The sequence below is a fragment of the Aequorivita echinoideorum genome, assembly GCF_018476645.1.
GTDB lineage: Bacteria > Bacteroidota > Bacteroidia > Flavobacteriales > Flavobacteriaceae > Aequorivita > Aequorivita echinoideorum.
Window position 1 is genome coordinate 486,810 of sequence record NZ_JAHCTB010000002.1, and the last position, 26,579, is coordinate 513,388.

General features: G+C 38.2%; 23 protein-coding genes and 1 tRNA gene. 2 read left to right on the forward strand and 22 right to left on the reverse strand.

The window, feature by feature from the left end; translation table 11 throughout:
* Window positions 1-10: 10 nt before the first annotated feature.
* From KIV10_RS06065 to KIV10_RS06165, 21 genes are all read right to left on the reverse strand, one after another.
* Window positions 11-1,669 (reverse strand): C45 family autoproteolytic acyltransferase/hydolase, encoded by a 1,659-nt coding sequence (locus KIV10_RS06065; protein ID WP_214112589.1) that lies wholly within the window; start codon window positions 1,667-1,669, stop codon window positions 11-13.
* 8 nt (window positions 1,670-1,677) lie between these two features.
* Window positions 1,678-2,553, reverse strand: a complete 876-nt coding sequence (locus KIV10_RS06070) for a cupin-like domain-containing protein (protein WP_214112590.1) — start codon at window positions 2,551-2,553, stop codon at window positions 1,678-1,680.
* 11 nt (window positions 2,554-2,564) lie between these two features.
* Window positions 2,565-4,103 carry a phytoene desaturase family protein gene (locus KIV10_RS06075; RefSeq protein WP_214112770.1) on the reverse strand — a complete coding sequence of 513 codons (1,539 nt, stop codon included), beginning with the start codon at window positions 4,101-4,103 and terminating at the stop codon, window positions 2,565-2,567.
* Complete coding sequence (locus KIV10_RS06080; RefSeq protein WP_317194706.1) at window positions 4,103-7,657, reverse strand: MMPL family transporter; 3,555 nt, start codon at window positions 7,655-7,657, stop codon at window positions 4,103-4,105. The genes KIV10_RS06075 and KIV10_RS06080 overlap by 1 nt, the downstream gene beginning before the upstream one ends.
* 136 nt (window positions 7,658-7,793) lie before the next feature.
* Complete coding sequence (locus tag KIV10_RS06085) at window positions 7,794-8,984, reverse strand: DUF2062 domain-containing protein (protein ID WP_214112592.1); 1,191 nt, start codon at window positions 8,982-8,984, stop codon at window positions 7,794-7,796.
* A gap of 138 nt (window positions 8,985-9,122) precedes the next feature.
* Complete coding sequence (locus tag KIV10_RS06090; protein WP_214112593.1) at window positions 9,123-9,491, reverse strand: 3-hydroxyacyl-ACP dehydratase; 369 nt, start codon at window positions 9,489-9,491, stop codon at window positions 9,123-9,125.
* A gap of 1 nt (window position 9,492) precedes the next feature.
* Complete coding sequence (locus KIV10_RS06095) at window positions 9,493-10,119, reverse strand: hypothetical protein (protein WP_214112594.1); 627 nt, start codon at window positions 10,117-10,119, stop codon at window positions 9,493-9,495.
* The gene (locus KIV10_RS06100; RefSeq protein WP_214112595.1) at window positions 10,097-10,726 is read right to left on the reverse strand and encodes an outer membrane lipoprotein carrier protein LolA; all 630 of its coding nucleotides are present in this window, start codon (window positions 10,724-10,726) and stop codon (window positions 10,097-10,099) included. Before KIV10_RS06100 ends, KIV10_RS06095 begins: the two co-directional genes overlap by 23 nt.
* On the reverse strand, window positions 10,719-11,495 hold the full coding sequence (locus KIV10_RS06105; RefSeq protein WP_214112596.1) for a polysaccharide deacetylase family protein: 777 nt from the start codon (window positions 11,493-11,495) through the stop codon (window positions 10,719-10,721). Before KIV10_RS06105 ends, KIV10_RS06100 begins: the two co-directional genes overlap by 8 nt.
* A complete protein-coding gene (locus KIV10_RS06110) occupies window positions 11,489-12,556 on the reverse strand; it encodes a beta-ketoacyl synthase N-terminal-like domain-containing protein (protein ID WP_214112597.1) in 1,068 nt (355 codons plus the stop codon). Before KIV10_RS06110 ends, KIV10_RS06105 begins: the two co-directional genes overlap by 7 nt.
* Window positions 12,553-13,755 (reverse strand): beta-ketoacyl-[acyl-carrier-protein] synthase family protein, encoded by a 1,203-nt coding sequence (locus KIV10_RS06115; RefSeq protein WP_214112598.1) that lies wholly within the window; start codon window positions 13,753-13,755, stop codon window positions 12,553-12,555. Before KIV10_RS06115 ends, KIV10_RS06110 begins: the two co-directional genes overlap by 4 nt.
* Before the next feature lie 14 nt (window positions 13,756-13,769).
* Entirely contained in the window at window positions 13,770-14,027 is a 258-nt protein-coding gene (locus KIV10_RS06120) for a phosphopantetheine-binding protein (RefSeq protein ID WP_214112599.1), read from the reverse strand.
* On the reverse strand, window positions 14,024-14,641 hold the full coding sequence (locus tag KIV10_RS06125; RefSeq protein WP_214112600.1) for a 3-oxoacyl-ACP synthase: 618 nt from the start codon (window positions 14,639-14,641) through the stop codon (window positions 14,024-14,026). Before KIV10_RS06125 ends, KIV10_RS06120 begins: the two co-directional genes overlap by 4 nt.
* Window positions 14,638-15,804 (reverse strand): beta-ketoacyl-[acyl-carrier-protein] synthase family protein, encoded by a 1,167-nt coding sequence (locus KIV10_RS06130; RefSeq protein ID WP_246516209.1) that lies wholly within the window; start codon window positions 15,802-15,804, stop codon window positions 14,638-14,640. Before KIV10_RS06130 ends, KIV10_RS06125 begins: the two co-directional genes overlap by 4 nt.
* Window positions 15,804-16,235 carry an acyl-CoA thioesterase gene (locus KIV10_RS06135; RefSeq protein WP_214112601.1) on the reverse strand — a complete coding sequence of 144 codons (432 nt, stop codon included), beginning with the start codon at window positions 16,233-16,235 and terminating at the stop codon, window positions 15,804-15,806. The genes KIV10_RS06130 and KIV10_RS06135 overlap by 1 nt, the downstream gene beginning before the upstream one ends.
* A gap of 38 nt (window positions 16,236-16,273) precedes the next feature.
* The gene (locus KIV10_RS06140) at window positions 16,274-16,708 is read right to left on the reverse strand and encodes a hypothetical protein (RefSeq protein WP_214112602.1); all 435 of its coding nucleotides are present in this window, start codon (window positions 16,706-16,708) and stop codon (window positions 16,274-16,276) included.
* Window positions 16,709-16,833: 125 nt separating this feature from the next.
* A complete protein-coding gene (locus tag KIV10_RS06145; RefSeq protein WP_214112603.1) occupies window positions 16,834-17,718 on the reverse strand; it encodes an LpxL/LpxP family acyltransferase in 885 nt (294 codons plus the stop codon).
* A gap of 18 nt (window positions 17,719-17,736) precedes the next feature.
* Window positions 17,737-17,979, reverse strand: coding sequence for an acyl carrier protein (locus KIV10_RS06150; RefSeq protein WP_214112772.1), 243 nt, complete (start codon window positions 17,977-17,979; stop codon window positions 17,737-17,739).
* A 5-nt stretch (window positions 17,980-17,984) separates the two neighbouring features.
* Window positions 17,985-19,202 (reverse strand): beta-ketoacyl-[acyl-carrier-protein] synthase family protein, encoded by a 1,218-nt coding sequence (locus KIV10_RS06155; protein ID WP_214112604.1) that lies wholly within the window; start codon window positions 19,200-19,202, stop codon window positions 17,985-17,987.
* Between the two features lie 12 nt (window positions 19,203-19,214).
* Window positions 19,215-19,964, reverse strand: a complete 750-nt coding sequence (gene fabG, locus KIV10_RS06160) for a 3-oxoacyl-ACP reductase FabG (RefSeq protein ID WP_214112605.1) — start codon at window positions 19,962-19,964, stop codon at window positions 19,215-19,217.
* Between the two features lie 62 nt (window positions 19,965-20,026).
* Window positions 20,027-21,553 (reverse strand): HAL/PAL/TAL family ammonia-lyase, encoded by a 1,527-nt coding sequence (locus tag KIV10_RS06165; protein ID WP_214112606.1) that lies wholly within the window; start codon window positions 21,551-21,553, stop codon window positions 20,027-20,029.
* 101 nt (window positions 21,554-21,654) lie between these two features.
* Between KIV10_RS06165 and KIV10_RS06170 the strand changes: the two genes are divergently transcribed.
* A complete protein-coding gene (locus KIV10_RS06170; RefSeq protein WP_214112607.1) occupies window positions 21,655-22,905 on the forward strand; it encodes an NAD(P)/FAD-dependent oxidoreductase in 1,251 nt (416 codons plus the stop codon).
* A gap of 61 nt (window positions 22,906-22,966) precedes the next feature.
* Here KIV10_RS06170 and KIV10_RS06175 read toward each other — a convergent pair.
* Window positions 22,967-23,039 (reverse strand) — tRNA-Gln (locus KIV10_RS06175).
* Window positions 23,040-23,231: 192 nt separating this feature from the next.
* Between KIV10_RS06175 and KIV10_RS06180 the strand changes: the two genes are divergently transcribed.
* Complete coding sequence (locus tag KIV10_RS06180; protein WP_214112608.1) at window positions 23,232-26,558, forward strand: glycosyltransferase family 117 protein; 3,327 nt, start codon at window positions 23,232-23,234, stop codon at window positions 26,556-26,558.
* Window positions 26,559-26,579: the final 21 nt, after the last annotated feature.

The window sequence follows — 26,579 nt, forward strand, 5'->3', positions numbered from 1 at the left end:
CAGTACTGCATTATCTCAATTTTTTAACGTACCGTTCAATTTCTTTACGCTCTGCCAAAGATGGAATCTCTTTTTTGAGTGCCTTTTCAAATTCAATTTTTGCCGCAACATTGTATCCATTATTGTAATAATATTTTCCGGTCAAATAGTACGGTTTCCAATAATTTTTATTTTTTTTCTGAAGTGCATTCAAATCTTCTAATTCTAGTTTTTTGTTGTTTTCGATCGCATATTCAATTTTCCGCTCCAGAGTTCGATACGCCTCATAGTCTGCATATTCCTGTGTTTTCAAAAATGGATCTTCGGAAATGTTCAAGTTTTCCTTCGAAATACTTTTTTTTAAAGGGTTAAGCTCCCTGTCCCGGAAAATTTCACGGAGATCATACGCTACAAATTCGCCCAACTGATAAGGATTTGAAGATACCCAAACCTGAAGACTTTCAGGTTTGAAAACAATTCCGTGATGCGCCAATAATTGATTCAAGGCCTTTTCATTTCCAAAACCGAGCTCTTTATTTTCCAATCCCTCTTTATTCCGAAGCAAAGCAACAGCATTACCAACATCCATTTTTTCCTCCTCAGAAATTAATTCCTCCATCCGATCAAAGCGGTACTGCGAATGGCTTTCAGCAATCCATTTGCTGTTTCGCCCATCACTTTTATAGGCATCACTTTGAAAATGGTTCGAACAAATTAATTTATCTGAATTTTCAACTTCATAAACACCAAAATTATTAGGGGAAACTTCAATTATGGCAGCTTTTCTATCCTTTGCGCTTCCCACAAAAATGGCTTCAGAAACGAAAACCTCCCTTTTTTTTGCAATGGCAACAGCTTCCTCAATGGTTTCGGCATATTGCAGAATTTCCCTAGCTACAATGGAAACGGGCGTTTTCGCGACCCACGGAATTTCTGACTTCCCAGCATTTATGGTCACGGTTAAACCTTTCTCGTTCATTCCCGATACCACACCAATCATTCCTCCCCAGGTTACAGACATAAATTTATGGCCAAGCTCGGGGTTCACGAATGCAATAATTTTTTCCTTTGCAAAATCATCACCTGCATAAAAGTCAAAATTTCTGCCTACGAGCAACTCGCCATCTTTTGATTTTCCATTCCAAACGGCAAATGTTGAGCATCCCACAAGCATTAAATCCTGCATTGCGTGGCCAATATCGTGCGCTCCGTGCAAATAAAGTGACCGTAAATAGGGCTGTGCAATTGTATTATAATCTTCTGAAGAATATCGTGAAACCCCATAAATTTCGGTTTTATATTCTTCAGGAATATGCAAGTACATTTTGCGGTTGTACCAAGCCAAAAATTTACGAAGGGCATATAATTTGGTTTTTGAAGGGACTAAATCCTCGATTTTATTGAAGAAAATAGCTTCCTGTCTTTGCAACAATTCCTGTGTTAAACTGCCGGTAATTTTTCCAATTTGCAACGGATTTCCTTCCACATACATTTCCCACTGGCCTTGCTTGTTTTTGAGCAGAAAATTATTTCCAGCGACAAAAGTTGAATCGTTTATTTTTACGCGGTCCGGAATTTCATCGGAATAAATGCTTACATCTGGCCGGTTTTTTATTGATTTTGAAATACCGCACGATGAGAGACATATCAGAAAAAATAGTCCAATTGATATAAGGTTTACAACTTTCAAATCAACTTTTATTTTTCGTTTGCAAAGCGTTTATTGGTTCTTTGCAAGATTCGATTTTCTTTATAATCTATCCATTTTTGCCCAAAACTTTTTCGCATGACGTTTTCAAAATTGCGCATAAAAAGGACGTTTGAAAGCATTTTTGCAAAGCGGCCGAAATTTCTTGGAAAAGCCCGAAGTGTCATTGAAAAACCTCCATCTAAATATTTTATGTAATGCCAGTAACCACTGGGCATGTAAAGTGCATCGCCGTGTTTCATGATGACTTCAAGACCGTGCAAATGGGCAAGTGCCGGGAATTTATCAAAATCTGGATTATCCAAGTCTATAGTTTCCAAATTATGTACTGAATAGGGCACTCTGTAAAGATTTTTAGTTTGTTGGGGAGGAAAAAGCATCACGCTTTTGGTGCCGTGAAAATGAAAATGGACCAAATCTGCCAAGTCCATATCGTAATGCGGCAAAACCTTTGAACCCTCACCACCAAAAAAAAGCACCGGCAATCGTTTAAAAAATTTCAACCCAATATCTGGGTATTCAAAATCCTTTGCGAGTTCCGGCAATCTTGCCTTTAAATCGAAAAAGAAAATGCGCAGGTCTGTAGACTGTGATTTAAGAATTTCAATATAATCGCGAAGTTTCATTTTTTTCACCGGCTCAGCAGAATATTGCTTTCCCTTAGTAGGTTCATTGTTATAAAGCGGTACCACCTGCTCCCCGGCATTTTTTTGGATATAATCTAAATTCCATTTTGCGAAAGCATCCCAGTTTTCCGTCAAACCTTCAATCAGCACAGGCTTTTGCGGCTTGTAATACTTCGCAATAAAATCTTTTTTTGAAATGTATTGCACTCTTTCTATTGGGGAAGTTTTAATAGTTGCCATAAACCTAAATATTATTGCACAGTCTCTTTTTTGTTGGCTTCCAAAATTTTATCCAATAGATATTCGCTCCCCAATATTTCTGAACAGGTTAGCACACCACCAATGGTAACGCCCAAAATTCCGTGCATGTTCAAACTTTGGCCGGTTAAATAAAGATTTTCAATTTTTGTACGTGGGGAAATGTTGGATTTCAGCGGATTGTCCGCATCTTTTACATAGCCGTACATCGCTCCGTCTTCACTGCCTATATAATCGCGGTAAGACAGCGGTGTGGAAGAATAAACGGCTTTGATGCAATCCCGGATTTTTGGGAATTTTTTCTCCAATTCCCTCAAAAATATTTCAGTTTTTTCAGCCTTAAACTCTTCATACGTTTGTCCACGATCATTCTTTTTTGCAGCTGTATTGTGCGTATTTGCCCAATGCAAAACTTCATCAAAACGCATATAGGTAATTGCCGTGAGAGTATCGCCAAAACGCTCGTTATATTTCTTTATTCCCATTGAAACCATATAGTTCTCGGGCCAACTTTCCTGTGAATAATTTTGGGCATCCCAAATGTTATTGGAATCTTTAAAATGGTAATAATTGTAATTCAAATATTTAAAGCTATCGGGCTTCAAAACCAAATATAGACTGAAGGCCGAAATGGTATTTTCAATCTGTTGAACACGCGCTGTGTAGGATTTGCGAAAGTGTTCCACACCGGCAAGCTGTAGCGTAATTTTAGGATCAATGTTCGAAATAAAAATAGCGCCTTCAAAACTTTTACCCGACTCCGTGCGAACGGATTTTACTTTGTTATTTTCAATATCTATTGATGTAACTTCGTGGCGTTTGTAGGCTTTTCCGCCGTTTTCACGCAAGCGTTTTAAAAGAGTTTTGGTTATTTGGCTCCCCCCGTTTACGCATCTATAGGCACTTTCAATATAGGAATTTACCGAGAGTGCATGCACATAAAATGGCGTGCGGTGGCCATCGCCCGCATATAGTAGATTGCTGCCGCCAAGGACCGCGCGGAGCTTTTGATTTTCGGTGATGGAATCTATATAATCTTTGGCCTTCAATTCAAAAAGCGAAGTATTATCGTAATACGGTTTTCCGGAACCCAATCTGTAGAGCGGAAAGCTATTGCACGTTTCCCGTAGTTTTTCGCAGTATGAACGGATTGCCTTTTCTTCCTTGGGAAAATCTATAACGAGTTTTTCAATGAAATTTTCGTATCCCTGAGCGTGCCTGTATTCTTTTTTATCATCATCAAAAGTTATTCTGTCAAAGCCATTTTCGTCCAGTTTTTTTAGTCGGAGGTCATCGTAAATTCCTAAATACGTGAAAAATTTATAGAGATTTTGCCCTTCGGAAAGTCCGCCGATGTAATGTACCCCGGTATCAAAAATTGTTTTATCTCTCGAAAAAGTTTGAAGATTGCCGCCAAATTGATTGTTCTTTTCAAGCACACAAACGCTGTAACCTTCCTTGGCGAGAATTATGGCCGAAACCAATCCACCCAGGCCGCTGCCAATAATTACAACATCGTATTTTTCTTTCATCATTTCTGAAATTCAGCGCGTTTGAAAATTTTGATTTTAGCCGCTTCCGTTACTTTCTGAAAGCCGAAAGTACTGAAAATTTCATGTTTTGCCACGGCTTCTTCGCCCAATAAAATGATGGTTGACACCGAAAATTCCCCAAAGAAATTTTCTGGTACATTTGAAATTTGCCCGCTTTCCAAAATCAAATAATCTATTTTCTCTTTTGCTATTTCTGAACTATTTGAAACGAAATGCAAATTTTTGGATTGTTCCGTTAAAAATGAATTTTGTAGAATTTGATGTGTTTTGTCATCAGTTATTTTACTGAAGATTTTACGATCCGGACCATCCAAAATCATCAAAAAATCCAATTCGCCGCAATCATCAGCGAGATTTATAATGGTTGAATCTGGCTTTAGCTCAGAAATAATTTTGTGATATAATTCCCCATTTATCCGAAGCTTATTTTTAATGTTTCGGTATAATTTATGGCCTTTGAAGCGATACTCTTCTAAAATAATTCGGTGGAAATAATTTATGTCTTCAATGCTTTTTCGCAAGTTTAGAAATTCAGATTTGAAATAACTTCCTACTTTTTTTGCCCGCTGCGTATAATTTTCACCGAATGATTTATCTTCAAATTTTATTCGGGGCAAGATTTTTACGGTTATGCTTCCGTCCTTTATTATAAAACTTCCTTTTGGCAAAATTTCAGCATTGCCGTGAATTAAAACGGGTAAAATATCGAGACCAAACTTTTCTGCCAGAAAAAAGGCTCCTTTGTGAAAACGCCTTATTTTATGGGTGGCACTGCGCGACCCCTCCGGAAAAACCATCAATGAAAATCCCTGTTTGATTTTAGCTTCAAGATGTTCCATACTATTTTCAATACCGCTGGAAACGGGATAGAAATCGGCACGCTGCACGGCCTTGCCAAATATGGGCGATTTATAAACCCAATCATTTACCAAAAAACAGATTTTTGGGTGCAACATCCCAATTGCCAAAATATCTAAAAATGATGTGTGATTGGCAATAATCACCGCCGGTTTTTTAAAATCCTCGTTTTGGGCATTTATCACGGTTTTCTTCACAAATGGATTTGTGTACAATACGGATTTCATATAAACCGAAATCATTTTATGGAAGCGTAACATTTTTGCCTTTTTGCTTCGAGGTGATAGCGGCATTAAAATAATACTGTATAGCGATAATGCCAATCCCCCAATTCCGAAATAGGCGAACGAAAAACTGGAATTCAGAAACATGCGCGGTGTAACGGGACGCCTTTTTTTGCTTCCCATAAAAAACGAAAAAAGAATGGGCTGCAACGTAAACGCCAGCATCATCGCCGAAAAAATCCCAATGATAGAAACGATTGAAATAGAATAGAGCGCTGGATGTTTCGCAAAAATCAAAACCCCCACGCCAAGAATTGTAGTCAATACCGAAAGAATAATGGATGTTTTGTGCGTGTTTACCAATTTCTCTCCCGTGCGCAATTCCTTCAGCAAACCTTTAGTCATAAAGATGCTGTAATCCACACCCAATCCAAAAATAAATGTGCTGATAATGATATTGAAAATATTGAATTCAAGTTGAACAATACCCATAATCCCAACGGTTAAAAACCAAGTGAGAAATATGGGAACGGCCGTTACGATCGTGAGAGAGATACTTCTGAAAAAGAATAAAAGAACCAAAAGAACTGCGATAAAACAATACCCTATTAAAGCGTTGAAATCATTCTTGAGGTTGCCCAAAAAACGTTCATTCATTTGTTGTCGATCAATTACAACGGTGTTCGGCGTGTTTTGAAACGCATTTATTATTTGCTGTGAATTGGAGTTATCATTCAATTTTACCAAAGTAGTAATGGTTGTAAAATCTGCTTCAGTGGCAATGTAATCTTCCAAAAGCATTGAAGGGATTTTTTGGTAATCTTCGGGCTTTAACGTTTGAAAATCTGTTTCCAAAAATGTATAAAACTCCTGAAAAGTCGCAGGCTTAAAACCCAGTCGCGCGCTAGATTCCATCAGAAATTTTTGGGTACTATCAATTCTATTTTTTGTCCAAAATTGTTTCCAGTTTTCTATACTTTTCCGCTGGTCGCGCTGCGAATGAACCAGCGCGCCGATGGAACTGAAGCTTTGGATTTCATTGTTATTTTTTAATTGCTGAAGTCTGTCAAAAATGGAATCGTTCAATTGCAGTGTGCCTTCCACCGATTTGCCATACGTTGCCACATAAAGCGATTTTGAAGAAACATCAGTCAGTGAATCCAGATTTTTCATCGCCAATTTCAATGCTGAAGATTCATAATTCAATTTTGACAAATCCTTTTCAAAAACCACACGATGGTACGTAAAACCACTTATTGCGAGAAGCAAAACCAAAAACCCCACCAGCCATTTGTTTCTTTGGAAATTATATGCTGCAATTTTATCCAGAAACGTGATTTGCTGTTTTCTGCTCAGTTCATTTTTGTAAACTATAGGAATAAAAATGAGTGCAAAAATCGAAGCCCCCAAAACACTGATTGCGGCAAAAATCCCCAGATCCTGTAGAGCTTGCGATTCTAAAAAAAGTAAACATAAAAAAGCAATTGCGGTGGTGAAACTACTCATTAAAATGGGCTGTGACACATCTTTGTACAGAGTTTCCGTACGTTCATTGTTGCGGATATGCGTTAAAATATGCAAGGAATAATCCAGCGTAACTCCCAATAATACCGAACCAATTCCCAATGAAATTGCTGAAATTTCACCCCGAAGCAAAAACAAAATAGCAATGGCCAAAAGAGCGCCAACCGCGGTGGGAACGAACAGAATTACGGGAACCAATATATTTCGGTAGAAGAAAATGAACAGCAAAAGCAATACACTTAGGGCAATTGCAACGGTAAATTGGATATCCCGTTTAATTTGTTTTGCGTTGGCCACAGCTATAAGCGCTGCTCCGTAATATTCAACGGCTACTTTTTTATCAAATTTACTATTGAATTCTTTTTTTAATTCATAAAGATATTCAGCAAAAGCAGCGTTTTCTGCGGTTTCACTACTGGCAAATTGTGGCGTAATGAACAATAATATGTGCTTTTCATCTTTACTTACCAAAAATCCATCTTTCAAAAAGAAATCCTCGGCAACGCCCAATTGGCGCAACTTTTCCAAACCTATAAATGATAGCCCAAGCGGATCGCGTAAAATCGTTTTCTTGGAAACTATACCCGAAGGCGAGATAAGATTTCTATAATTTGCCTGAGTAATGGCATCAATACTGTCCTTTTTTAGCCTTTGCGATACATTTTCGTAATCAGTTTCATTCAAAAAAAGTGGTAAATTTTGGTACACAAAATCCATAGTATTCTGCATATCCTCATCGCGAACTCTTCCGCGTACGTTTTTCACATACGCAGCCGCATTTGTTTCAAGACTATCCAAAAATTCTGAAGCAAAATCAACTAAATCCGTAACATTGCCCGTGTCCTTACGGGAGATATTCACAATAATCTTATCGGTAAAATTTACGCTGTTCAATACCCGATGCAAATTTCTATTTTCGCTATTCACAGGTATTAACTTCGAAATGTCTTCTTCAAATTTGATTTTGGTGACTAGAAAAATCAGAAAAACTAAAAGAAGGGAAAACGCAGTGACGGCTAAAATCCTGTTTTTTAGAATAGATTTATATATTTTGAAAAAAAAGCTACCCATTGCTGCCAATTTTTTTTCGTGCCGTATATGAAAAGAAAATATAGCCCAAAAAACCAAATAATGTTGCGCCAATTATTGATAAACAAATACTTCCAATAATATAGGCTTTCAGATTTTTCAATAGTTCGAAATTTTGTATTCCCGTGAATGGGGTGCTCATCTCAGTGCCTAAAATGAAATTCCCTATTTGAAGGCTTACCAAAATAACAAATGGAACCATAGGCCCCAAACTTATATTGCTGAATGCAAATGAAATAATTTTATTTAAGCGAAAAACCATCGCCAAAAAAACCACAATGAGGTTGTGAAATCCCCAAAATGGCGAAAAACCAACAAAAATGCCCAACGCTACGGACAATGCCTTTTTTATCGGCGGGTCTTCGCTTCCCAATAAATCTTCTCGCAAAAATTTTTTGAAACCCTTTTGTCTGAATTTTTTAATAAAATTTAGAGGTTTCACGTACAGAAAAGTTAGCGCGACAAAGTAGGTATTAAGAATGCTAATACGTGTAAAATCCTTGAACGGCCGGAAGTGCGACACGCGATCTTCCAACTCGTAATGTATTTGTATTGGTACATTTTTTACTTCTATCCCGCTCCAGGCAGCTTTTACAATAGCCTCAATTTCAAATTCAAATTTGTTCGTATAAAATTTGAGCTCCTTCATCGCAAAAAGTGGATACAATCTAAAGCCGGATTGCGTATCCTGCAACCAAATTCCAGTTTCCACCCAAAACCAAAAGTTTGAAAATTTATTGCCAAAACTACTTTTTTTGGGAATTCCAGCCTGTTCCATATTCCGTGAGCCGATTAATAACGTAGCGGGATTTTCCTGTTTTTGCAGCGCAGTTATAAATTGTGGAATATCCTCGGGAAAATGCTGCCCATCACTATCTATGGTCAAAGCATAATCAAAACCCAGATTTTCCGCATGTTTAAAAGCTTCACGAAGCGCTTTTCCCTTTCCCTTATTTTCTGAAAAATGGATTTGTTGAATCTGTTGATATTTTTGAAGAATATGCGCCGTTGTGTCCGTGGAACCATCATTCACAACAATAATGTCTTTCGAAAATCGCAAAACCCCATCCAGCACCCGTTGAAGGGTTTTGTCATTATTGTAGGTGGGAACAATTACGCAGCATTTGAGATTTTTAAGTTTTTTGGGAAAAGAAATTTGTTCCATTTGGGTGCTTTTTCCAATGCTTCCAAAGAAAGTTTGGTGATGTAAAGTAAAAACTTAAACCTATTTAAACTGCGAATTTTCTGAAAAATATTCTTCTGATTTTAATTTTGAAGATTTATAGATTCAGCAAAAAGATTATTATGAAATAATTGTAAAAGTCGCATTCAATTTTAGAGCAACGGTATCGTCAAAAGTGGTAATATTCTTAATTTTTATCAATTTACTTTCTTCAAGTATTTCAATATTCACAAGCAATTTGGGATTTTTTTCGGGATTGATCAACGCCAAAAATTTTACATTGGTTGAAGTTGAAAGCCTTAATTTTTTTCCTACCGCCACTTCGGTCAATTCCTTTAAAATTTGAAGCATACAAACGCCCGGCATTACTGGATTTCCGGGAAAATGTCCCGAAAAAATGAGATGCTCGGCATTTAAATTAAGATGTACGGAAATTCCGTTCTCTGTTTTTTCTTGTGTCGAAATGGAATATAAATCTTGGAACAGCATTTTATTCTTTTTTAAATTTTTCAAGCTCGATACGGAGCTTAAAATTTTCGTGCTGAAGCGTTATGCTTTGGGCAATATTTTCTTCTACAATTTTGAAATCTATTGTTACTTTTTCCTTCCTTTTTGATGCTTTTACAATTTTTCGCAATCTTCGTGAATCTTTTTCAAAAAAATAAAAGCCAAAATTCTTTCCAATATCGGTTTTGTAAATGTTTTGCGCTTCGGAATCAAATTCTTCCAAAACTTGAATCTTTTCAGAAATAAGCAGTCGGAAATCTTGTTCCAATGTTTTTACAACCAACTTTTTATCCATTTCCGGAATAATGAAATTCTTCTGAAAATTTTCTCCTTCAAAATAAAAATCGAAAAGTTTGCTCCCAAATTCCGTTGTAAAAACAACCCGGTGGCTGTCCGAGCCGGTCTTTTTAATAATTAATATGCCACCAAAATTTTTATCGTACAGTGCAATTTTGGCTTTGTAAACATAATCCACCTCAGCATTGGAAAAATAAGGATTGCTGATGGTAGGTTGAGCTACAGTAACTTCGCGCAATCCTTCCGTGGTTTTTAACGAACAGCCAGCGGTAACGAGAACAATGAATAGGCTAATTGCTAAAAACCGAATCATCGATGGGAACGTTTAACTGCCTATTTTTAAAAATAATCTGGGTAAAATCCTTTGACGGCTCCACCATTTTTACTTCAAAAACCTGTGCGTTTTCTTTATTGAAAAACAATTCAAAGGAAGCGATGTATTCAACCAATTTTTTATCTTTTGGAATAAATACAGCCTTGTAAAACTGGGGACTTTCAAAGAAAGAAATTTCAAAATCCGCATCGCTGAACATATTTCCCCTAACACTATTGACAATAAGTTCATTCAGTTTTTGAAAAAGTTTGCTGCTGCCAATATCGACCTTGCTTTTAGTGCCACCATGGTTGATGAGCAATTGATCCTCCTTAAAAATCACACTATATTTATAGGGATTTGTATATTCCCATTTTACCAAATTCGGCGATTTATAGGCCATTTTTCCCGAAGTTTTTACATCATCCGCCAAAAAATCGAGATGTTTTAATTGGATAAAATCAGCTTTAATGGTTTTGGTTTTCTTGGCCTCAGCAATTACTTTTTCCTTGAATTTTGCTACCTCAGCACCATCCAAAATTGATTCTTGGGAATGTAAAGAAAGCGCAAAACTGAAAAAAAATATCAAAAATAAAATGTTACGCATACGTATCAATTTTCAGGATTTTATCTACCGTGACAGGCTTCAATTCTTGAGTTTGCAAAAATAACAATAACTGTTCCAATACGGCTACCGTTTTTGGGCCAGTGTCGTGGAGTAAAATGATGTCTCCTTTTTTTAAATCCGTTGTAATTCTTCTTAAAATCTTTATTTCAGAAAGTTTTGTGGTATCAAAACTCCGCTTGCTCCAGCCTATAGAATGCATTTGTGTATCTGCTAATGCCTTTTTCAAGTTCGGATTTGTAACACCAAAAGGCGGCCGGAAAAATTTGGTTTCAATTCCACTAATTTCCTTCAAAATTGAATTCGTTTTTTCTATTTCAGAAGAAATTTTATTTGAAGAAAAAAAGCCAAAATTCCTTGAATGTGAATAAGAATGATTGCCAATAGCGTGACCTTCCGCTATAATCTGATTAACCAATTCTGGATGGTTTTCGGCATTTTTTCCGATAAGAAAAAAAGTTGCTCTTGCATTGAATTTTTTCAGAAGTGCCAAGATTTTTGGAGTAAAAATGGGATGCGGGCCATCATCAAATGTTATGGCAATTTCATTTTCAGTGATTCGGTGATTATGGCTGAAAGATTGAAAATGGTAATTCAAACCTATTTGAAATGAACCGATTGCAGTAATTATGGCCCAAATAATAATGAACAAAAAATACAGCCATAGCGAAACATTCCCAAAAATTCCAGCGAAAATTAGCATTGAAAATAATGCTATAGCAAGTGCATTGACTGTGTAGAATTTCAACATTTTTTAAGCAATACAAAACTGTGGTTTTCTCCACGATATTGATTATAAAGCAAGATATTTTTTATTTCGGAAGGAGCAATTTCGCCCATTTTTGCAACTTCCGGGATTATCTGTAATTTCAAAATTTTTGAGGCCAGCCAAAACCCGAACGCGGAGGCCGTAAAAAATTCGCCGCACAAATGTTTGTAATAAATGCGATTTATTTTGTTTAGCATTCCATCCGCCAACGTGTGGAAATACACGTCAAACTTGGCATCGCCATTATTCCCCAAAACGGCTAAATCTATTTCATCGACATGTAAATCATTTGCTTTTAAAAACGCTTCGAGGTTATTTGGTAAATTTTCAACTGAAAGCGTGTTTATAATTTCAATAGCAGCCAATTCGGCATAACAATTTATATTTTTTTGGTTGGATGTAATAAAAAAACTGGCACCCTCGCCAAAAATGGTTCCCTCACTTTTAGAGCGCAATAGTTGGGATGAATCAATTCGCTCAAATTTTATGTGCTTTATTTTCTCGTGAATTTTTAGGGTATGTTCCGTAAGTTCATCCACGCCGCCTACAAGTATTGAAGCGGCTTCGTTATTTTCAAGTTGAAGTTTAGCATCCAGCAAAGCAGATTCAAAAGAAACCGAACCGTGTACATATGTATTGTTATACCCAGTGCATTTCATTCCGAGAGCAATTTGGCCAGCAACGGTGTTGTGGGTGCTTTGGATAAAAGGAGTCGGGGTTAAAAATTCTTCACTGCTATCAATAATGGCGCTTACAAACTTGTCTGAATCAATCTTACATCCCAGTCCGGTCCCAATAATAATTGCGTCCAAAATTGAAGTTTCCGCATTATCTATCGCCATTTTTGATGCTGCCACGCTCATTTTTACGCCTTTAGCCATCCTGCGGGCGGATGCGGCAGGTATTAATTTAGTGTAATCCGGTTCCACCGCCCAAAAGACATTATCTGCAGTGCTTTGAATTTCTTCAAAAAACGAACTATTCCCACTCGCTTTTTGGGCCGAAATACAAGCTGCACCATTAATGTATACTTTGCTTCTCACGGCTGCTTCGTAAAAATTAATGTTGAACAATTACCTCCAAAGCCGAAAGAATTTGAAAGTACTGCATTCAACTCCTTATTTTTTGTTTCGGTCTGGGGAAGCAAGTGAAATTCCTTCATAGGAGTTTCAAAATTTAAATTGGGAAAAATAATATTGTGCTGCAAAGCCAAAACCGAAAAAACCGCCTCCACCGCGCCCGCCGCCGCTAAGGTATGGCCCGTAAAGGCTTTGGTAGAACTAAAACCTGGAATCGTATTTCCAAAAACACGAATCAAAGCGCGCCCCTCCGAAAGGTCGTTATTGCCCGTGGCAGTCCCGTGAACATTTACATAATCAATTTGGGACGGCAGCATTCCAGCCACTTTTAATGCTTTTTCCATAGCAAGTGTCGCGCCATCACCATTTTCAGAAGATGCGGTTTGATGAAAAGCGTCATTTGCATTGCCGTATCCCTTCACATAAGCGAGTACTTTTTTATGCTCCTTTTCCACAATTTCATCGCTTTCCAAAACCAAATAGGCAGCACCTTCGCCTAAATTCAACCCATTTCTATTTTCATCAAATGGTGCACTGTGCGTATCACTTAAAATCATTAGGGTTTTGAAACCGTTTATTGTAAATTTTGAAAGCGAATCCGTTCCGCCAACTATAACTCGATCCAATTTGCCAGCTTTTATAAGCCTTGCGCCAAGCATAATAGCATTGGCTGCTGAAGAGCAAGCTGTGCTGATGGTGGTAACCAAACTTTGGGATATCCCCAATTGCTCCGCAATTTTTTGGGTGGAATCGCCCGCGGGGTGGCTGGTGATGTATTTCTGTGAATCACTTTCTGAAAGATAGTCATAGAAATATTTTTCGGTCATATCCATTCCTCCAACGCTCGTGGAACTGACGAGGCCGGTTCTATATTTTGATATATTAAAAATATTTGCGTTTGAAATAGCCTGCTTCGCAGCAATGGAACCGAGCATTGCGGTACGCGTATAGTTATTGTTGGACGGCAGATCCAACGGGGCCTCCAGTTGTGCGTTGGTAAGTTTTATCTCACCAACCATAATTTCATTTTTATGCGCGGTATCTAAAAGTTCAATTTTGGAAATGCCATTTTTTTTATGAATGAGCGCCTGAAAATTTTCTTCTGTATTGATTCCAATAGCAGATATAATTCCCATCCCGGTTATGGCCACGCCTTTGCCCATTTAGCTAATTTGAATTATTTGGTCCTATTGGCTTCAATGTAATCTGCCATTACCTGCACAGATTCAAAGATTTTTTTGCCTTCCTTTGGATCGCTCAATCTAATGCCATAATCCTTATCCAGCATCACTATAAGCTCCAATGCATCAATGGAATCCAGCCCTAACCCGTCACCAAATAAGGAATCGTTGTCATCAATTTCTGAAATAGTAACATCTTCCAGATTCAACTGCTCTATGATTTTGGCCTTCAATTCCTGTTTTAAATCGCTCATTCGTTGTAATATAAACTTTCTATTTTTTGAACCGTATGTGGAATTTCAGCATTTTTTTCAACAAGATATAGAAATGCTTTATAATCGTCCCCATCAAATTCCACCCAACCACACAGCACTTTTTCGGCTTTTTTTGTGCGGAGTAGATTGTGGGCATACAGCTGTAAATGCTCTGCATTGAACTTTTCAAAGATAAAAAAACTATTTTCAGAATACAGGCGGTGGCGTATACTTATCTCGCCCAGGCAAATATTGGGCAAAGTGTAAACAAAGACCGCCGGACTTGGAAAAATTGAACCTGAATTTTCAATTGATTTTTGATGTTTTCTATCCGTATCCAAGCTCGAAGCCCTGTTCGAAAAAACCAGCGCAATATTATTTTTGTCAGCATCTAAATTTTCATTCTTCAGAATTATTTCTGCTGCTAAAAAAGCCAATTTGCTCAAGTTGTCCATTTTGAAAAATTTTGGATATGAAATTTCAAAATGCCTGTAAGTTTCTTTGCTGAAGTTTGAAAAAATTTCGCTTTCAGTCGTGAAAATTGTATTGCCATTGAACATTACTTGGCCATTCTCAATTCGGCAAAAGGATTTTATAAAAAATTCCGCTCTCATTTTTCAACCTTTTTAAAAATTGCAGCCGTATTGCAACCGCCAAAACCAGAAGCAGTTTTCAGAAAAATGGAAAGTGGTTTTTCAATATTTTCTGAAATAACATTTATTTTTTCTGAAACACCCAATTCATCAAAACCTTTGGATGCAAACAACGTATTTCTTTCCAAAGAATGCATCCCGATAATGGTTTCCACTAAGCCTGAAGCGCCAAGCGTATGACCAAAATACCCTTTCAAACTATTAAGCGGCACGTTTTGTATGCCCAGCCTGTTGAATGCAATCGCTTCCATTTCGTCATTGTAATCTGTTGCGGTGCCGTGGGCGGAGATATAATCCAACTGTGAAGCCTCAATTTTTGCCTCCTTCATCGCTAATTTTACACTTCTGTACAAACCTTCGCCCGTGCGGGACGGACCCGAGATGTGGTTGGCATCATTGCAGGTGGAATCACCCAAAATTTCAACGGATTCACTGGGTAAGATTTCCTGCACGCCCGCAGACAAACTTTCGGAAGAGGTGACCAAAACACTCGCGGAAACTTCACCCAGATTTATTCCGGTTCTGTTTTTATCGTACGGCCGGCACGGATTTGGCGATAATGCCTGAAAAGACTGGAATCCCGAAAGAACAAATTTTGAAACCAAGTCGCCACTCGTTATAAAAACGTGATCGTATTTTTTTTCCGAAATGAATTTTTTGGCAACAGAAATCGCCAAAACACCAGAAACACAAGCGTTTGAAAGTATAATTGCTTCATTTTTGAATCCGAAAAAATTTTTTATGGTTTTTCCCAATTCGCTTAAATAGGCTCTTTCTTTTGGAAAATGTCTATTGTTTTCCAAAACATCTATATTTCCTTTTGTAGTTGAAATTATAAGGCCCACTTTTTCGCCCAATTCAATTTTTGAAGCAGTGATTACTTTGGCTAACGAAAGAATCAGTAACTGTTCGAGTTTTTTAAAATTTTCAGCTTTGGAAATTTTATTGAATTCACTCTTTATTTTTTCTGAAGAAATGATGGACGCGCAAAATGGACTTGGCAATAATTCTGGATTATGAAATATTTTCAATCCAGAATTTCCATTTGAAATAGCATCAACTACGGCTTTACTGTCAAAGCCAAGACTCGAAATAATTTTATTATGTGTTAGAAAAAATCGCATTATTCAATCCCCATTTTTTCTTTCCAATCAGTAAAAAATGGAGGATTGGTCAGTGAAAGTTCGCCCTTATCATTCAAAAAAACCTGAACGGTTTCGCCCGTGCAGACTAAATTTCCGGAGGGGTCAAAAATTTGGTATTTGAAGATCATTTTCGCCGCTGGCGAATTCATAAAAATGGTCTTTACCGTGGCAACATCGCCGTACCGCAGCGGCAATTTATGCTCGCAGGAAGATTTGACGATAGGTGAAGTAAAACCGTTTGCTTTTTGCTCCAAATACGAAATCCCAAACTTTCGCCCAAAAGCTTCGCGGCCGTCCTCAAAATATTGAATATAGTTGCCGTGCCAGACAATGCCCAAAGGATCTGTTTCAGTAAAACGCACCCTGATTTTTGATATAAAGGAAAGTTCTTTTTTTTCTTTGGACTGCATTTTTTCGTTCGTTATAATTCAAATTTTTCCTTGAAAATCTATACGGCCAAAACGGTTTTCATTTCGCATTGCGCCATAATTTTTCCGTTGCATTCCACTTGGGCAGTAAGAACGGTAACGCCCATAATCTCGTGAAGCAATATTACGGTGGTTTCCAATTCTTCACCAACTTTTGGCAGGTCAAAAATTTCAACTTTTTTTATGGAACCAATATAGCCCGTAGGTGCATTTCCAGAGCTATCAAAATGCTTGCAGCCTGTGTGCAGCGCAGATGTCTGCGCCATGTTTTCAATGAGTCCGGCTTCAGAAAAAAATCCATTTTCCACCAATATATTTTCAGAATTCACGCTGAAACCAGAACGAATTTCCCGTTCCCCAAATTCCAAAAGCTTATCCACCATCACAAAGGGAAACTTCTGCGGAATAAGCTTTTCTATAAAATTTCTATCTGTAATTTTTTCTGAAAAATCCATCGTTTAGCATTCAATCAAATTAATATAGCCGATTATTTTAGCTTTCAGTTTAGCCAAAAATACGACAAATAGAATTGGGCGATTATTGAAAACAGCGGTAATAATTGAACATTTAGGACAAAAATTTAAAGTCTTTCCTTTTCCCAAAAATCAAAATAATTGAACCACTGCAGAGGATATTTTTCCAAAATGCCCGTAACGCTGGCAGTAAACTGATGCAGCAAATCTTCGGCATTTCCTTTTTTTACCTGCGCTGTTCTGGCGTAAAGATGGTAATGTTTGGATTTTTCGCGCATTACGTAGACAAAAAGCACCGGCAAGTTCAAACGGGAAGCGATTGAAAACGGGCCCGCGGGAAACTTTGCCTTTTTTCCCAAAAAATCCGCTTTCATAAATTTTGAACCTTTTACGAACCGGTCGCCGGCGATACACAAAATTTCATTGTTGGCTAACGCCGAATTTATTTCGAAAATGTGCGACATATCTTCCTTGAAAATAATAAATTTTGTACGGCTTTTTCTGAAAAATTGCTGCATATATTCTTTGATGGCCTGATGTTCTGCGTCTGAAATCAGCAATGTAATTTTGGCATCCTCGGCCAATTCATCCAAGAAATAATCTGCAATTTCAAAATTACCAACGTGTGCGCTGATTAGAATTCCGCCTTTTTTCTGTTTTAAAAGATTTTTTAGATTTTCAATACCGTCGAAATTATATGTGTATTTATTTCGAAGTCCACTGGAAATGGCGACTTTGTCTATGATGGTTTTTCCAAAGACCAAATAATTTTTGAAGACGGAAATGGCACTTTTGAAAAAAGAATATTTCAATCTTTTTCTGAAGTAATAAAAAATAGAAGTTGTGCTCTTAACGGAAAAAATGGTATAATAAAATGCTACAAAAAATAGAAGCGCGTAAGCGGCATTGATTCCAAGATTTTTAAGGAGAAAAATGAAAATTTTATATCCAAATACGGTTCCCTTGCTTTTTCCTTCCCAATTGGCCGCCATTGGATTTTATAAAATTTTTCAATTTATTTTCGCTTCAATAAGATTGTAAAAATCCTGAAGTGTGACTACGTTCACAAAATCATCGCCCTTCAATTTCACGCCAAAGTTGGACTCGACGGCCACAACGAGATCCACGAAATCAAGGCTATCGAGCTCCAATGTTTCCTTTAAATTTGCGCTTGGGTGGATATCATCTTTTTCCACTTCAAACTCATCAACCAAAAAGTAGTTTATCTTTTCAACTATCAATTCTCTATTCATTGCTACTAATTGCATTTTTTAATTATTAATGCGGAATTGGTGCCCCCAAAACCGAAAGAATTTGACAAAAATACATCAATTTTTTTGTTTAACGTTTTGTTAACAAGGTTTAATTGTGAAGCCGCCTCATCTGGGTTTTCAAGATTGACATTGGGTGCTATAAATGAATTTTCCATCATAATCATAGAATACACAATCTCGCTTGCACCTGCCATCCAGCACTCGTGTCCGGTCATTGATTTTGTTGAACTTACGTAAGGAAATGCTTTCCCAAAAACATCTGATATGGCCCGAGCCTCATTGGCATCGCCCACAGGTGTTGATGTAGCGTGGGCATTGACATAATCAACTTTGGAGGCATCAATATTTGCCTGCTCCAGTGCCATTTTCATGGCGCGTGCGGGCCCATCAATATTGGGCGTTGAAATATGATCGCCGTTGCTGGAAAACCCATAGCCAATTATTTCGCCTAAAATTGGTGCGCCGCGTTTTACCGCACTTTCATAGCTTTCAATAACCAACGTGGCTGCGCCGCCGCTGGGAACCAAACCATCCCGATCTCTATCAAAAGGTCGGCACGCCTTTAAAGGATCTGTTTTTGTTGAAAAGACCCCAAGCCCATCAAAACTTCCCATAGCCAATGTGTTGACTTCCTGTGCTCCGCCAGCAATTATGATGTCCTGCATTCCATTTTTTATAAGAAAATACGCCATCCCAATGGAATGCGAACCGCTCGCACACGCCGCGCTGATGGTAAAGTTGACTCCTCTCAATTTAAAAATGGTGGAAAGGTTCATTGTAACCGTAGAATTCATCGCTTTAAAAATAGCCCCCGAACCTACCAAAGTTGTATCTTTCTTTTCGCGGATTTTATCCACTGATTCTATTACGGATTTTGTTGTGCTATCGTTTCCGTATAAAATCCCTACATCATTTGTGTCCAAAAAATGCTGGTCAATTTTTGCCTGCTGTAAAGCTTCGGCGGTTGCCGCGTACGCGTATGCCCCCTCTTCGCCCAAGCTTACACGCTGTCTTCGCGAAAGATATTCCTTTAAATCGGGTTCCTCAACCCACCCTGTAAGACAAGAGCGGTAGCCGAAATCCTTTCGGTCTTCAGCATATATGATTCCGGATTTTCCATTATACAGAGATTCTTTTACTTGCTCCTTATTCTTGCCAATGCAGGAGTAAATTCCCATTCCTGTGATAACCACACGCCTCATATTCCGTTTCTTTTAAGAATAAATCCCCCCATTAATATTTATGACTTCGCCGGTAATATACGAAGCATTTTTTGAAGCCAAAAAACTTACCAGATGGGCCACTTCCTCAGCCTCACCAAAACGATTCACGGGAATCATTTTTTTAAGTTCCTTTTCGTCAAGACCTGCGGTCATATCACTATTTATGAAGCCGGGTGCTACCGCATTCACCGTAATATTTCGTTTGGCAATTTCCTGAGCCAAAGCTTTTGTAGCGCCAACAACGGCTCCCTTTGCAGCGGAATAATTTACTTGACCTGCCGTTCCTTTCAGTCCAGATACCGAAACCATATTGATAATCCTACCATATTTGTTTACCAGCATTTGCTGCATCAAATAATTGGTCACGTTGTAAAATCCATTTAAACTAGTGTTTAAAACGCTGTTCCAATCCTCGGATTTCATCCACACGAAAAGCCCGTCCTTATTGATTCCCGCATTATTGATTACCACTTCAATAACAGCATTTTCATTTTTTTGAAACCAACCATCAAAAGTTTTTTGCACACTCTCCGCATTTGCTACATCAAATTTTAAAATTTCACCCTTTGTGCCAGCATTTTCTACTTCCTTTAAAGTTTCCAAAGCGGCGGCTTCGTTGTGATTGTAATTTATAAGAATTGAATACCCGGAATCTTTCGCAAGCTGAATACAGATGGCACGACCTATTCCGCGCGAACCGCCGGTCACTAATGCATATTTCTTTTTTGGCTGTTTTTCCATAAAATCTATGTGCTACAAAATTAAAAGACGCTGAAAATTCAAAATTATAACTGCGCCTAAAATTAATCTTCGGTTTCCATTAAAAACGCCTTGACTTTATTTACATATGGATACATTACTACATCTTCCGCAAAAACGGGCACTATTTTACGAATGTCCTCATACATTTTCTTTGTTTTTGAAGATATTTTATCTTGAACTTTCAAATATTCAATAGCCTGAACAATGGCAATAATTTCAATAGAGATTACTTCGAAGGAATTTTCTATAACTTTCTTTGTGATAAGTGCGGCATTGGTTCCCATGCTTACCACATCCTGATTATCATTATTGTTTGGAATACTGTGCACATACATAGGGTTGCTGAGCATTTGGCTTTCGGCTGTGGTTGATGTGGCGGTAAATTGTACGCCCTGCATCCCAAAGTTGAGTCCCAGCTTTCCCAAATTTACAAATGGCGGAAGCATCTCGTTCAATTTTGAATTCAACAGATAATTTAATTGTCTTTCAGCGAGCATCGTCATTTTTGCAATTACCATTTTCAGCTTGTCCATTTCAAGTGAAATATAGTCGCCATGGAAATTGCCCCCGTGATACACATTTCTTTTATCGACATCAATTATGGGGTTATCGTTCGCTGAATTCACTTCTTCAATCAGAATTTTTTCAACATTATTTATTGTGTCCAAAACCGGGCCCAAAATCTGGGGAACGCAACGAAGTGAGTAATATTCCTGCACTTTTTCGTGAAAAACCTCAACATCATTTGCACCATTATATAAGTGATGCTCACGTTTACGGGTCAAATGGCTATCGCTTAAATGGTCACGCATTTTTGCGGCAATTTCCCGCTGCCCGCTATGTTTTTTAGCTTGGTTCAATTCGCTGCTCAAATGGTCATCGTAAGCATTCACAATCTCGTTGATTGCAGAAGAGCAAGCCACCATCCAGCGAAGCGCCCTCTTCGAATATAGCAAATTTACCGCGCCAATTCCAGACATTACTGATGTACCGTTCATAAGCGCTAATCCTTCGCGAAGCTCAACTTTTATGGGTTGAAGATTTTCAGCTTTAAAAATTTCTTCAGTATTTTTTATTTCGCCTTTGTAAAAAACCTCGCCCTCACCAATTAAAACCAAAGCTAAATGAGCCAACTGCACAAGATCCCCGCTGGCGCCCACGCCGCCATGCTCATAAATAAGCGGAACAATATCTCTGTTCAGCAATTCTGCCATCAAATGGATTACTGAAGGATGCACGCCGCTATGGCCCAAGCTTAGCGTATTGAGCCGCGCCAGCATAGCCGCCCGAACATATTTTTCAGAAATGGGGTTCCCGGTGCCGGAAGCGTGGCTTCGTATTAAATTATACTGAAGCTGGACGCGCTCGTCGTCCTTAATTTTATATTGTGCCATGGGCCCAAAGCCAGTATTCACGCCATAGATTACTTTGTTTTCTGAAAATTCTTTCAAAAAATCAAAACTCTTGTGAACCGTTTCTACTGTATCTTTGTGGACTTGGACGGGCTGATTTTTAAAAATAACATCATAAAAATCTGCCAGTTCCAGTTTTCCTTTCAATATTGGCATGAATGGGAATCAGTTAATTTGATTAAAACGCTGCTTTGCGAATTTGGGCACGAAACTTTAGATTGCAAATTTAGAATTTTTTAAAAATTTAATTCTTAATAATGAAGAATGATATTTCGGTGGATGTGTTGATTATTGGCGCGGGGCCTTCCGGCTGTGTTGCGGCGGCGTATCTAAACGGCAAGGGAATAAGCACAAAAGTGGTTGAAAAAAACAAATTCCCAAGATTTGTGATCGGCGAAAGCCTGTTGCCACGGTGCATGGAGCATTTTGAGGAAACTGGATTGCTTGACTGCCTGAAAGCAAAAAATTTTGAAGTAAAGGCAGGCGCACGGTTTTTGAAAGACGGGATGGTCTGTAATTTTGATTTCAGCAAAAAATTTACTTCAGGCTGGGATTATACGTGGCAAGTCCCTAGAGCCGATTTTGATAATACCTTGGCTCAAGAAATCATTAAAATGGGCGTCGATGTTTCTTTTGAAGAACAAGTAACCGAAGTGAATATTGACGAAACCGGAAATTCATGTACAAACGTTGTAAATGTTGAAGGTAAATCCTATAAAATCAACGCCAAATTTATAATAGACAGCAGTGGTTTTGGCAGGGTTTTACCCAGATTGCTGGATCTTGACAAACCTAGCGTTATACCGAAGCATTCTGCCATTTACACCCATATTGCTGAAACCGAACGACCCAAGGGCACCGAAGGCACGCTGATTACATTTGATGTGGTCACGGATACGTGCTGGCTCTGGGTTATCCCATTTTCAAATGGCACTACCAGCATCGGTTTTGTGGGACCTTCAGATTTTATTGAGAGTTTCAAAGGGAATGCTGCGGAAAAACTAACGGAAATGCTGAAACTTTCAGAATATTATTATGATCGTTTAAAAGAAAAACCATTTCTCTTTGAACCCCATATAATCAAGGATTATTCAAAAGCGGTAAAATCCATATTTGGAAAAGGTTTTGCACTTACAGGAAACAGTGCCGAATTTCTGGATCCGGTTTTTTCGTCTGGCGTTACCTTTGCCACAGAATCTGGATTATTGGCTGCAAAACTCATCACGAAGCAGTTAAACAATGAAAAAGTTGATTGGGAAAAAGAATACGAAGAATATATAATGAAGGGTGTTGATGTTTTTAGGACCTATGTGAATGAATGGTATACAGGAAATCTTCAGAAGATATTTTTTCACCCCATTGAAAATCCAATTATAAAATCGCAAATATGCTCTGTACTTGCGGGTTATGTTTGGGATGAAAAAAATCCATTTGTAAAAAACCATAACAGACTGGTAAAAACCGTGGCGCAGTATGTGGAAATGGAAAGGGAGTCTTTGCTGAATTAATTTCAATTTTTTAAAAAAAAGAAAAATCCCAATCTTTTTTAAGATCGGGATTCGTTTTTTGTTGGCCCACTAGGGCTCGAACCTAGACTCTTCTGGACCAAAACCAGACGTGTTGCCAGTTACACCATGGGCCAATTCCACAATGAGGTGGCAAATTTAATACAAACTTTGGCTTGTACAAATTTTTCTTTCAAAAAATTGCGGTTTCTTTTTTCCATTGGCAAATCCTTCAAAAATAACATTACCTAAAGTACGTTACTCCATATAAATAAGTGCATCTATTTATATTATTAGTAAATTCGCGGCAAGAAAATTTTTAAGCATCTATGGGTTCTTTCAACTTTACGAAATGGAATAAAATTACAGGATGGGGTGTATTTGCCATCGCACTGCTAACCTACTGGCTTACAGTAGAACCCACAGCAAGTTTTTGGGATGCCGGCGAATATATAACCACTGCGAGCAACCTTGAAGTTGGCCACCCGCCAGGTGCTCCTCTCTATCAATTATTGGGAGCATTTTTCTCTATTTTTTCACCAGATGCGGCGCACATTGCGCTTACCATTAATTTGATGTCGGTTTTTGCCAGTGCATTTACCATACTTTTTATGTTTTGGTCATTAACCATTTTATTGACCAATCTCATTTCAAAACACCACGAGACTTTAGAAAGCACACATTTTATCGCCATATTGGGGAGTAGCGCTATTGGGGCACTTTCATTTGCGTTTACGGATAGTTTTTGGTTCAATGCAGTGGAAGCTGAAGTTTATGCGAGTGCGGCATTTTTAATGGCGGTGCTTTTTTACACTGCGCTGCGCTGGGAAAGGGAAATGTTGAGCCCACGCGGAAATAGATGGCTTATATTGATAGCCTTTATTGTAGGACTTTCCTTTGGTGTTCACTTTATGGCATTATTGACGATTCCGGCAATAGGATTTCTTTATTTCTTCAAGCATTATAAAACAGTTACCGTAAAAAACTTCATCATTGCGAATATTGTGACGGTGGCAATTTTGGTATTCATTTTTATATTGCTTCTGCCTATGACAATGAAATTCTTCAGTGCTTCTGAATTATTTTTTGTCAACACTATTGGGCTTCCGTTTAACTCTGGAACTATTTTCGCCGGACTATTGTTCGCATTTATTTTCTTTTATGGACTTAAATATTCGCGCAAAAAAGGGTTTGTTCACGTAAATACGCTTCTGCTCTGTGTGTTGTTCATTTTTATCGGTTTCTCAAGTTGGCTTATGTTGCCCATTCGCGCGAATGCCGGTACTGTAATCAATGAAAATAACCCAAACAATGCGCGTGAACTTTTAGCTTATTACAATAGGGAACAATATCCTGAAACACATTTATTCTACGGCCCATTGTTTACAGAGGTTTATGGTGGTTTAGATCCGGATGATCCCTATAAAGATGATAAGCCAAAGTATGAGAAGGATGAAGAAACCGGTAAGTATATTATTGTAAATGAATATAAAAATGCAAGCCAGAATCTTGAAGATAAGCACAAAGCATTTTTGCCCAGAATGTGGAGCACGGAACATAATGCAAATTATATGGAATTTACCGGAGGGCTTGATTTCACTATTAAAAGTGAATATTTAAGCGAACCGCGATTGGTAGAGGAAGTAAATAAATTTAAGCAAGCCTATAATTCTGGGCTGGTGGATAAGAGTGACTACAATTCATTCCTGAAAAATTTTGGACAATATCTCGATATTGAAAAACCCAGTTTTTTTCAGAATATGAAATTTATGTTTGAGTTTCAATTTGGGTATATGTATTGGCGCTATTTTATGTGGAATTTCACGGGAAGGCAAGATGATATTCAAGGTCAATACACAGATTTGCACGGCAATTGGCTTAGCGGCGTGAAGTTTATTGACGAATTACGCTTGGGCTCACAGGATAATTTACCGAGCGATGTAAAAAACAACAAAGCGCGAAATACCTATTATTTTCTTCCGCTTATTTTGGGAATAATTGGCTTGATTTTCCATTTCAAAAATGATCAAAAAAGCTTTTGGGTTCTGTTGGTTTTATACCTGTTTACGGGACTTGCGCTAAAAGTTTACCTTAACGAAAGACCTTTTGAACCGCGGGAACGTGATTATGCACTAGTGGGTAGTTTTTACGTGTTTGCTATGTGGATAGGCTATGGCGTTTATGCACTTTTCGATTTAATGAAAAATTACCTGAAGCCAAAAATGGCGCTTCCGTTAGTTTTGGGTATTACCGCGCTTGCAAGCCCAGTGCTTTTGGCCTATCAAAATTGGGATGACCATGATCGCTCAGGCCGCTACACGGCGCAATCCATGGGAAAAATGTATCTGGATAGCTGTGATGAAAACGCCATACTTTTTACCATTGGTGACAATGATACCTTTGCGCTTTGGTATGCACAGAATATTGAAGGCTACAGGCAGGATGTGCGGATTGTGAATACCAGCCTTTTCCAGATTGACTGGTATATTGATGATATGAAGAAAAAGGCTTTTACCAGCGACCCTATTCCCTCACAACTCACCCACGACAAATATCGTTGGGGAACACGGGATTTTACCGTTTTTCAGCCCACAACAAAAGATACCATTGATATAAAAACGTGGATGAATTTTGTGGCAAACGATAGCCCGGCCACACAAATTGAACTTCAAAGCGGGCAAATGGTCAATACCTTTCCTTCAAAAGTAATCCGCATTCCCGTTGATAAGGAAGCAGTACTTCGAAACGGAATTGTGCCACAAAAAGATGCCGATAAAATTGTTTCTGAAATATTCATCAATCTAAAGGGTGATGTTATCTATAAAAATAGATTGCTAATGCTGGATATTATTGCGAACAATAACTGGGAACGCCCCATTTATTTTAGCGGTGGAAGCTTTGGTGATGATGATTATCTGTGGATGAAGGACTATTTGCAACTTGATGGGGTAGTTTACAAACTAGTGCCCATAAAAACACCAATTGATAAAAGAAACCCATTTGATATGGGCAGGGTTGATGCCGAAAAAATGTATGATATTGTGATGAAATGGGATTGGGGCAACAGCGGCAACCCAGATATCTATCACGATACCGAAACCCGCCGAAACGGAATTACGTACCGAAGCAATTTGGCAAGACTCGCAGAAACCTTAATCAATGGTGGAAAAAAGGACAAGGCCGAAAAAGTTTTGGACCTGGCAATGGAAAAAATGCCCGTTGATTATTTTGAATACTATTCACTTTTAGAGCCATATGTTCTGGGTTATTATGAACTTGATAAAACTGAAAAAGCTCGGAAAGTATATCAAGACGTTGCTGAAAAATACAAGGAACATCTAACCTACTACAGTGGATTGAAATTCAACAAACAACGCGCCATTGTAGATGAAATAATTAGTGATATGGAACGTTTGCGTAGTTTGGTGCAAATAGTTGTAATGTATGATGACGAAGCGTACGGACGCGCCGAGGCGAAAAAATTCAACGACTATCTAAAAATGTTCCGCCATTTCTATTCGGAAGATGAGCAGATGAACCCAGACGCAGATATTCCGCAGGATTCTACCATCAACATTCCGCTGGATTCCACGCTAATGGAGCAAATGTCTGAACGGCCGCTACAGAACACGGAAGGTCAAGACCCCCTAGAATAGGTGAGCTTTCGTTTCGTAAAA

Excerpts from the sequence above, each read along its gene's own strand:
- KIV10_RS06070 (WP_214112590.1), bottom strand. The coding sequence starts at position 2,553 with ATGGCAACTATTAAAACTTCCCCAATAGAAAGAGTGCAATACATTTCA.
- KIV10_RS06075 (WP_214112770.1), bottom strand. The coding sequence starts at position 4,103 with ATGAAAGAAAAATACGATGTTGTAATTATTGGCAGCGGCCTGGGTGGA.
- KIV10_RS06085 (WP_214112592.1), bottom strand. The coding sequence starts at position 8,984 with ATGGAACAAATTTCTTTTCCCAAAAAACTTAAAAATCTCAAATGCTGC.
- KIV10_RS06090 (WP_214112593.1), bottom strand. The coding sequence starts at position 9,491 with ATGCTGTTCCAAGATTTATATTCCATTTCGACACAAGAAAAAACAGAG.
- KIV10_RS06095 (WP_214112594.1), bottom strand. The coding sequence starts at position 10,119 with ATGATTCGGTTTTTAGCAATTAGCCTATTCATTGTTCTCGTTACCGCT.
- KIV10_RS06100 (WP_214112595.1), bottom strand. The coding sequence starts at position 10,726 with ATGCGTAACATTTTATTTTTGATATTTTTTTTCAGTTTTGCGCTTTCT.
- KIV10_RS06105 (WP_214112596.1), bottom strand. The coding sequence starts at position 11,495 with ATGTTGAAATTCTACACAGTCAATGCACTTGCTATAGCATTATTTTCA.
- KIV10_RS06115 (WP_214112598.1), bottom strand. The coding sequence starts at position 13,755 with ATGGGCAAAGGCGTGGCCATAACCGGGATGGGAATTATATCTGCTATT.
- KIV10_RS06120 (WP_214112599.1), bottom strand. The coding sequence starts at position 14,027 with ATGAGCGATTTAAAACAGGAATTGAAGGCCAAAATCATAGAGCAGTTG.
- KIV10_RS06125 (WP_214112600.1), bottom strand. The coding sequence starts at position 14,641 with ATGAGAGCGGAATTTTTTATAAAATCCTTTTGCCGAATTGAGAATGGC.
- KIV10_RS06130 (WP_246516209.1), bottom strand. The coding sequence starts at position 15,804 with ATGCGATTTTTTCTAACACATAATAAAATTATTTCGAGTCTTGGCTTT.
- KIV10_RS06135 (WP_214112601.1), bottom strand. The coding sequence starts at position 16,235 with ATGCAGTCCAAAGAAAAAAAAGAACTTTCCTTTATATCAAAAATCAGG.
- KIV10_RS06140 (WP_214112602.1), bottom strand. The coding sequence starts at position 16,708 with ATGGATTTTTCAGAAAAAATTACAGATAGAAATTTTATAGAAAAGCTT.
- KIV10_RS06145 (WP_214112603.1), bottom strand. The coding sequence starts at position 17,718 with ATGGCGGCCAATTGGGAAGGAAAAAGCAAGGGAACCGTATTTGGATAT.
- KIV10_RS06150 (WP_214112772.1), bottom strand. The coding sequence starts at position 17,979 with ATGAATAGAGAATTGATAGTTGAAAAGATAAACTACTTTTTGGTTGAT.
- KIV10_RS06155 (WP_214112604.1), bottom strand. The coding sequence starts at position 19,202 with ATGAGGCGTGTGGTTATCACAGGAATGGGAATTTACTCCTGCATTGGC.
- fabG (WP_214112605.1), bottom strand. The coding sequence starts at position 19,964 with ATGGAAAAACAGCCAAAAAAGAAATATGCATTAGTGACCGGCGGTTCG.
- KIV10_RS06165 (WP_214112606.1), bottom strand. The coding sequence starts at position 21,553 with ATGCCAATATTGAAAGGAAAACTGGAACTGGCAGATTTTTATGATGTT.
- KIV10_RS06170 (WP_214112607.1), top strand. The coding sequence starts at position 21,655 with ATGAAGAATGATATTTCGGTGGATGTGTTGATTATTGGCGCGGGGCCT.
- KIV10_RS06180 (WP_214112608.1), top strand. The coding sequence starts at position 23,232 with ATGGGTTCTTTCAACTTTACGAAATGGAATAAAATTACAGGATGGGGT.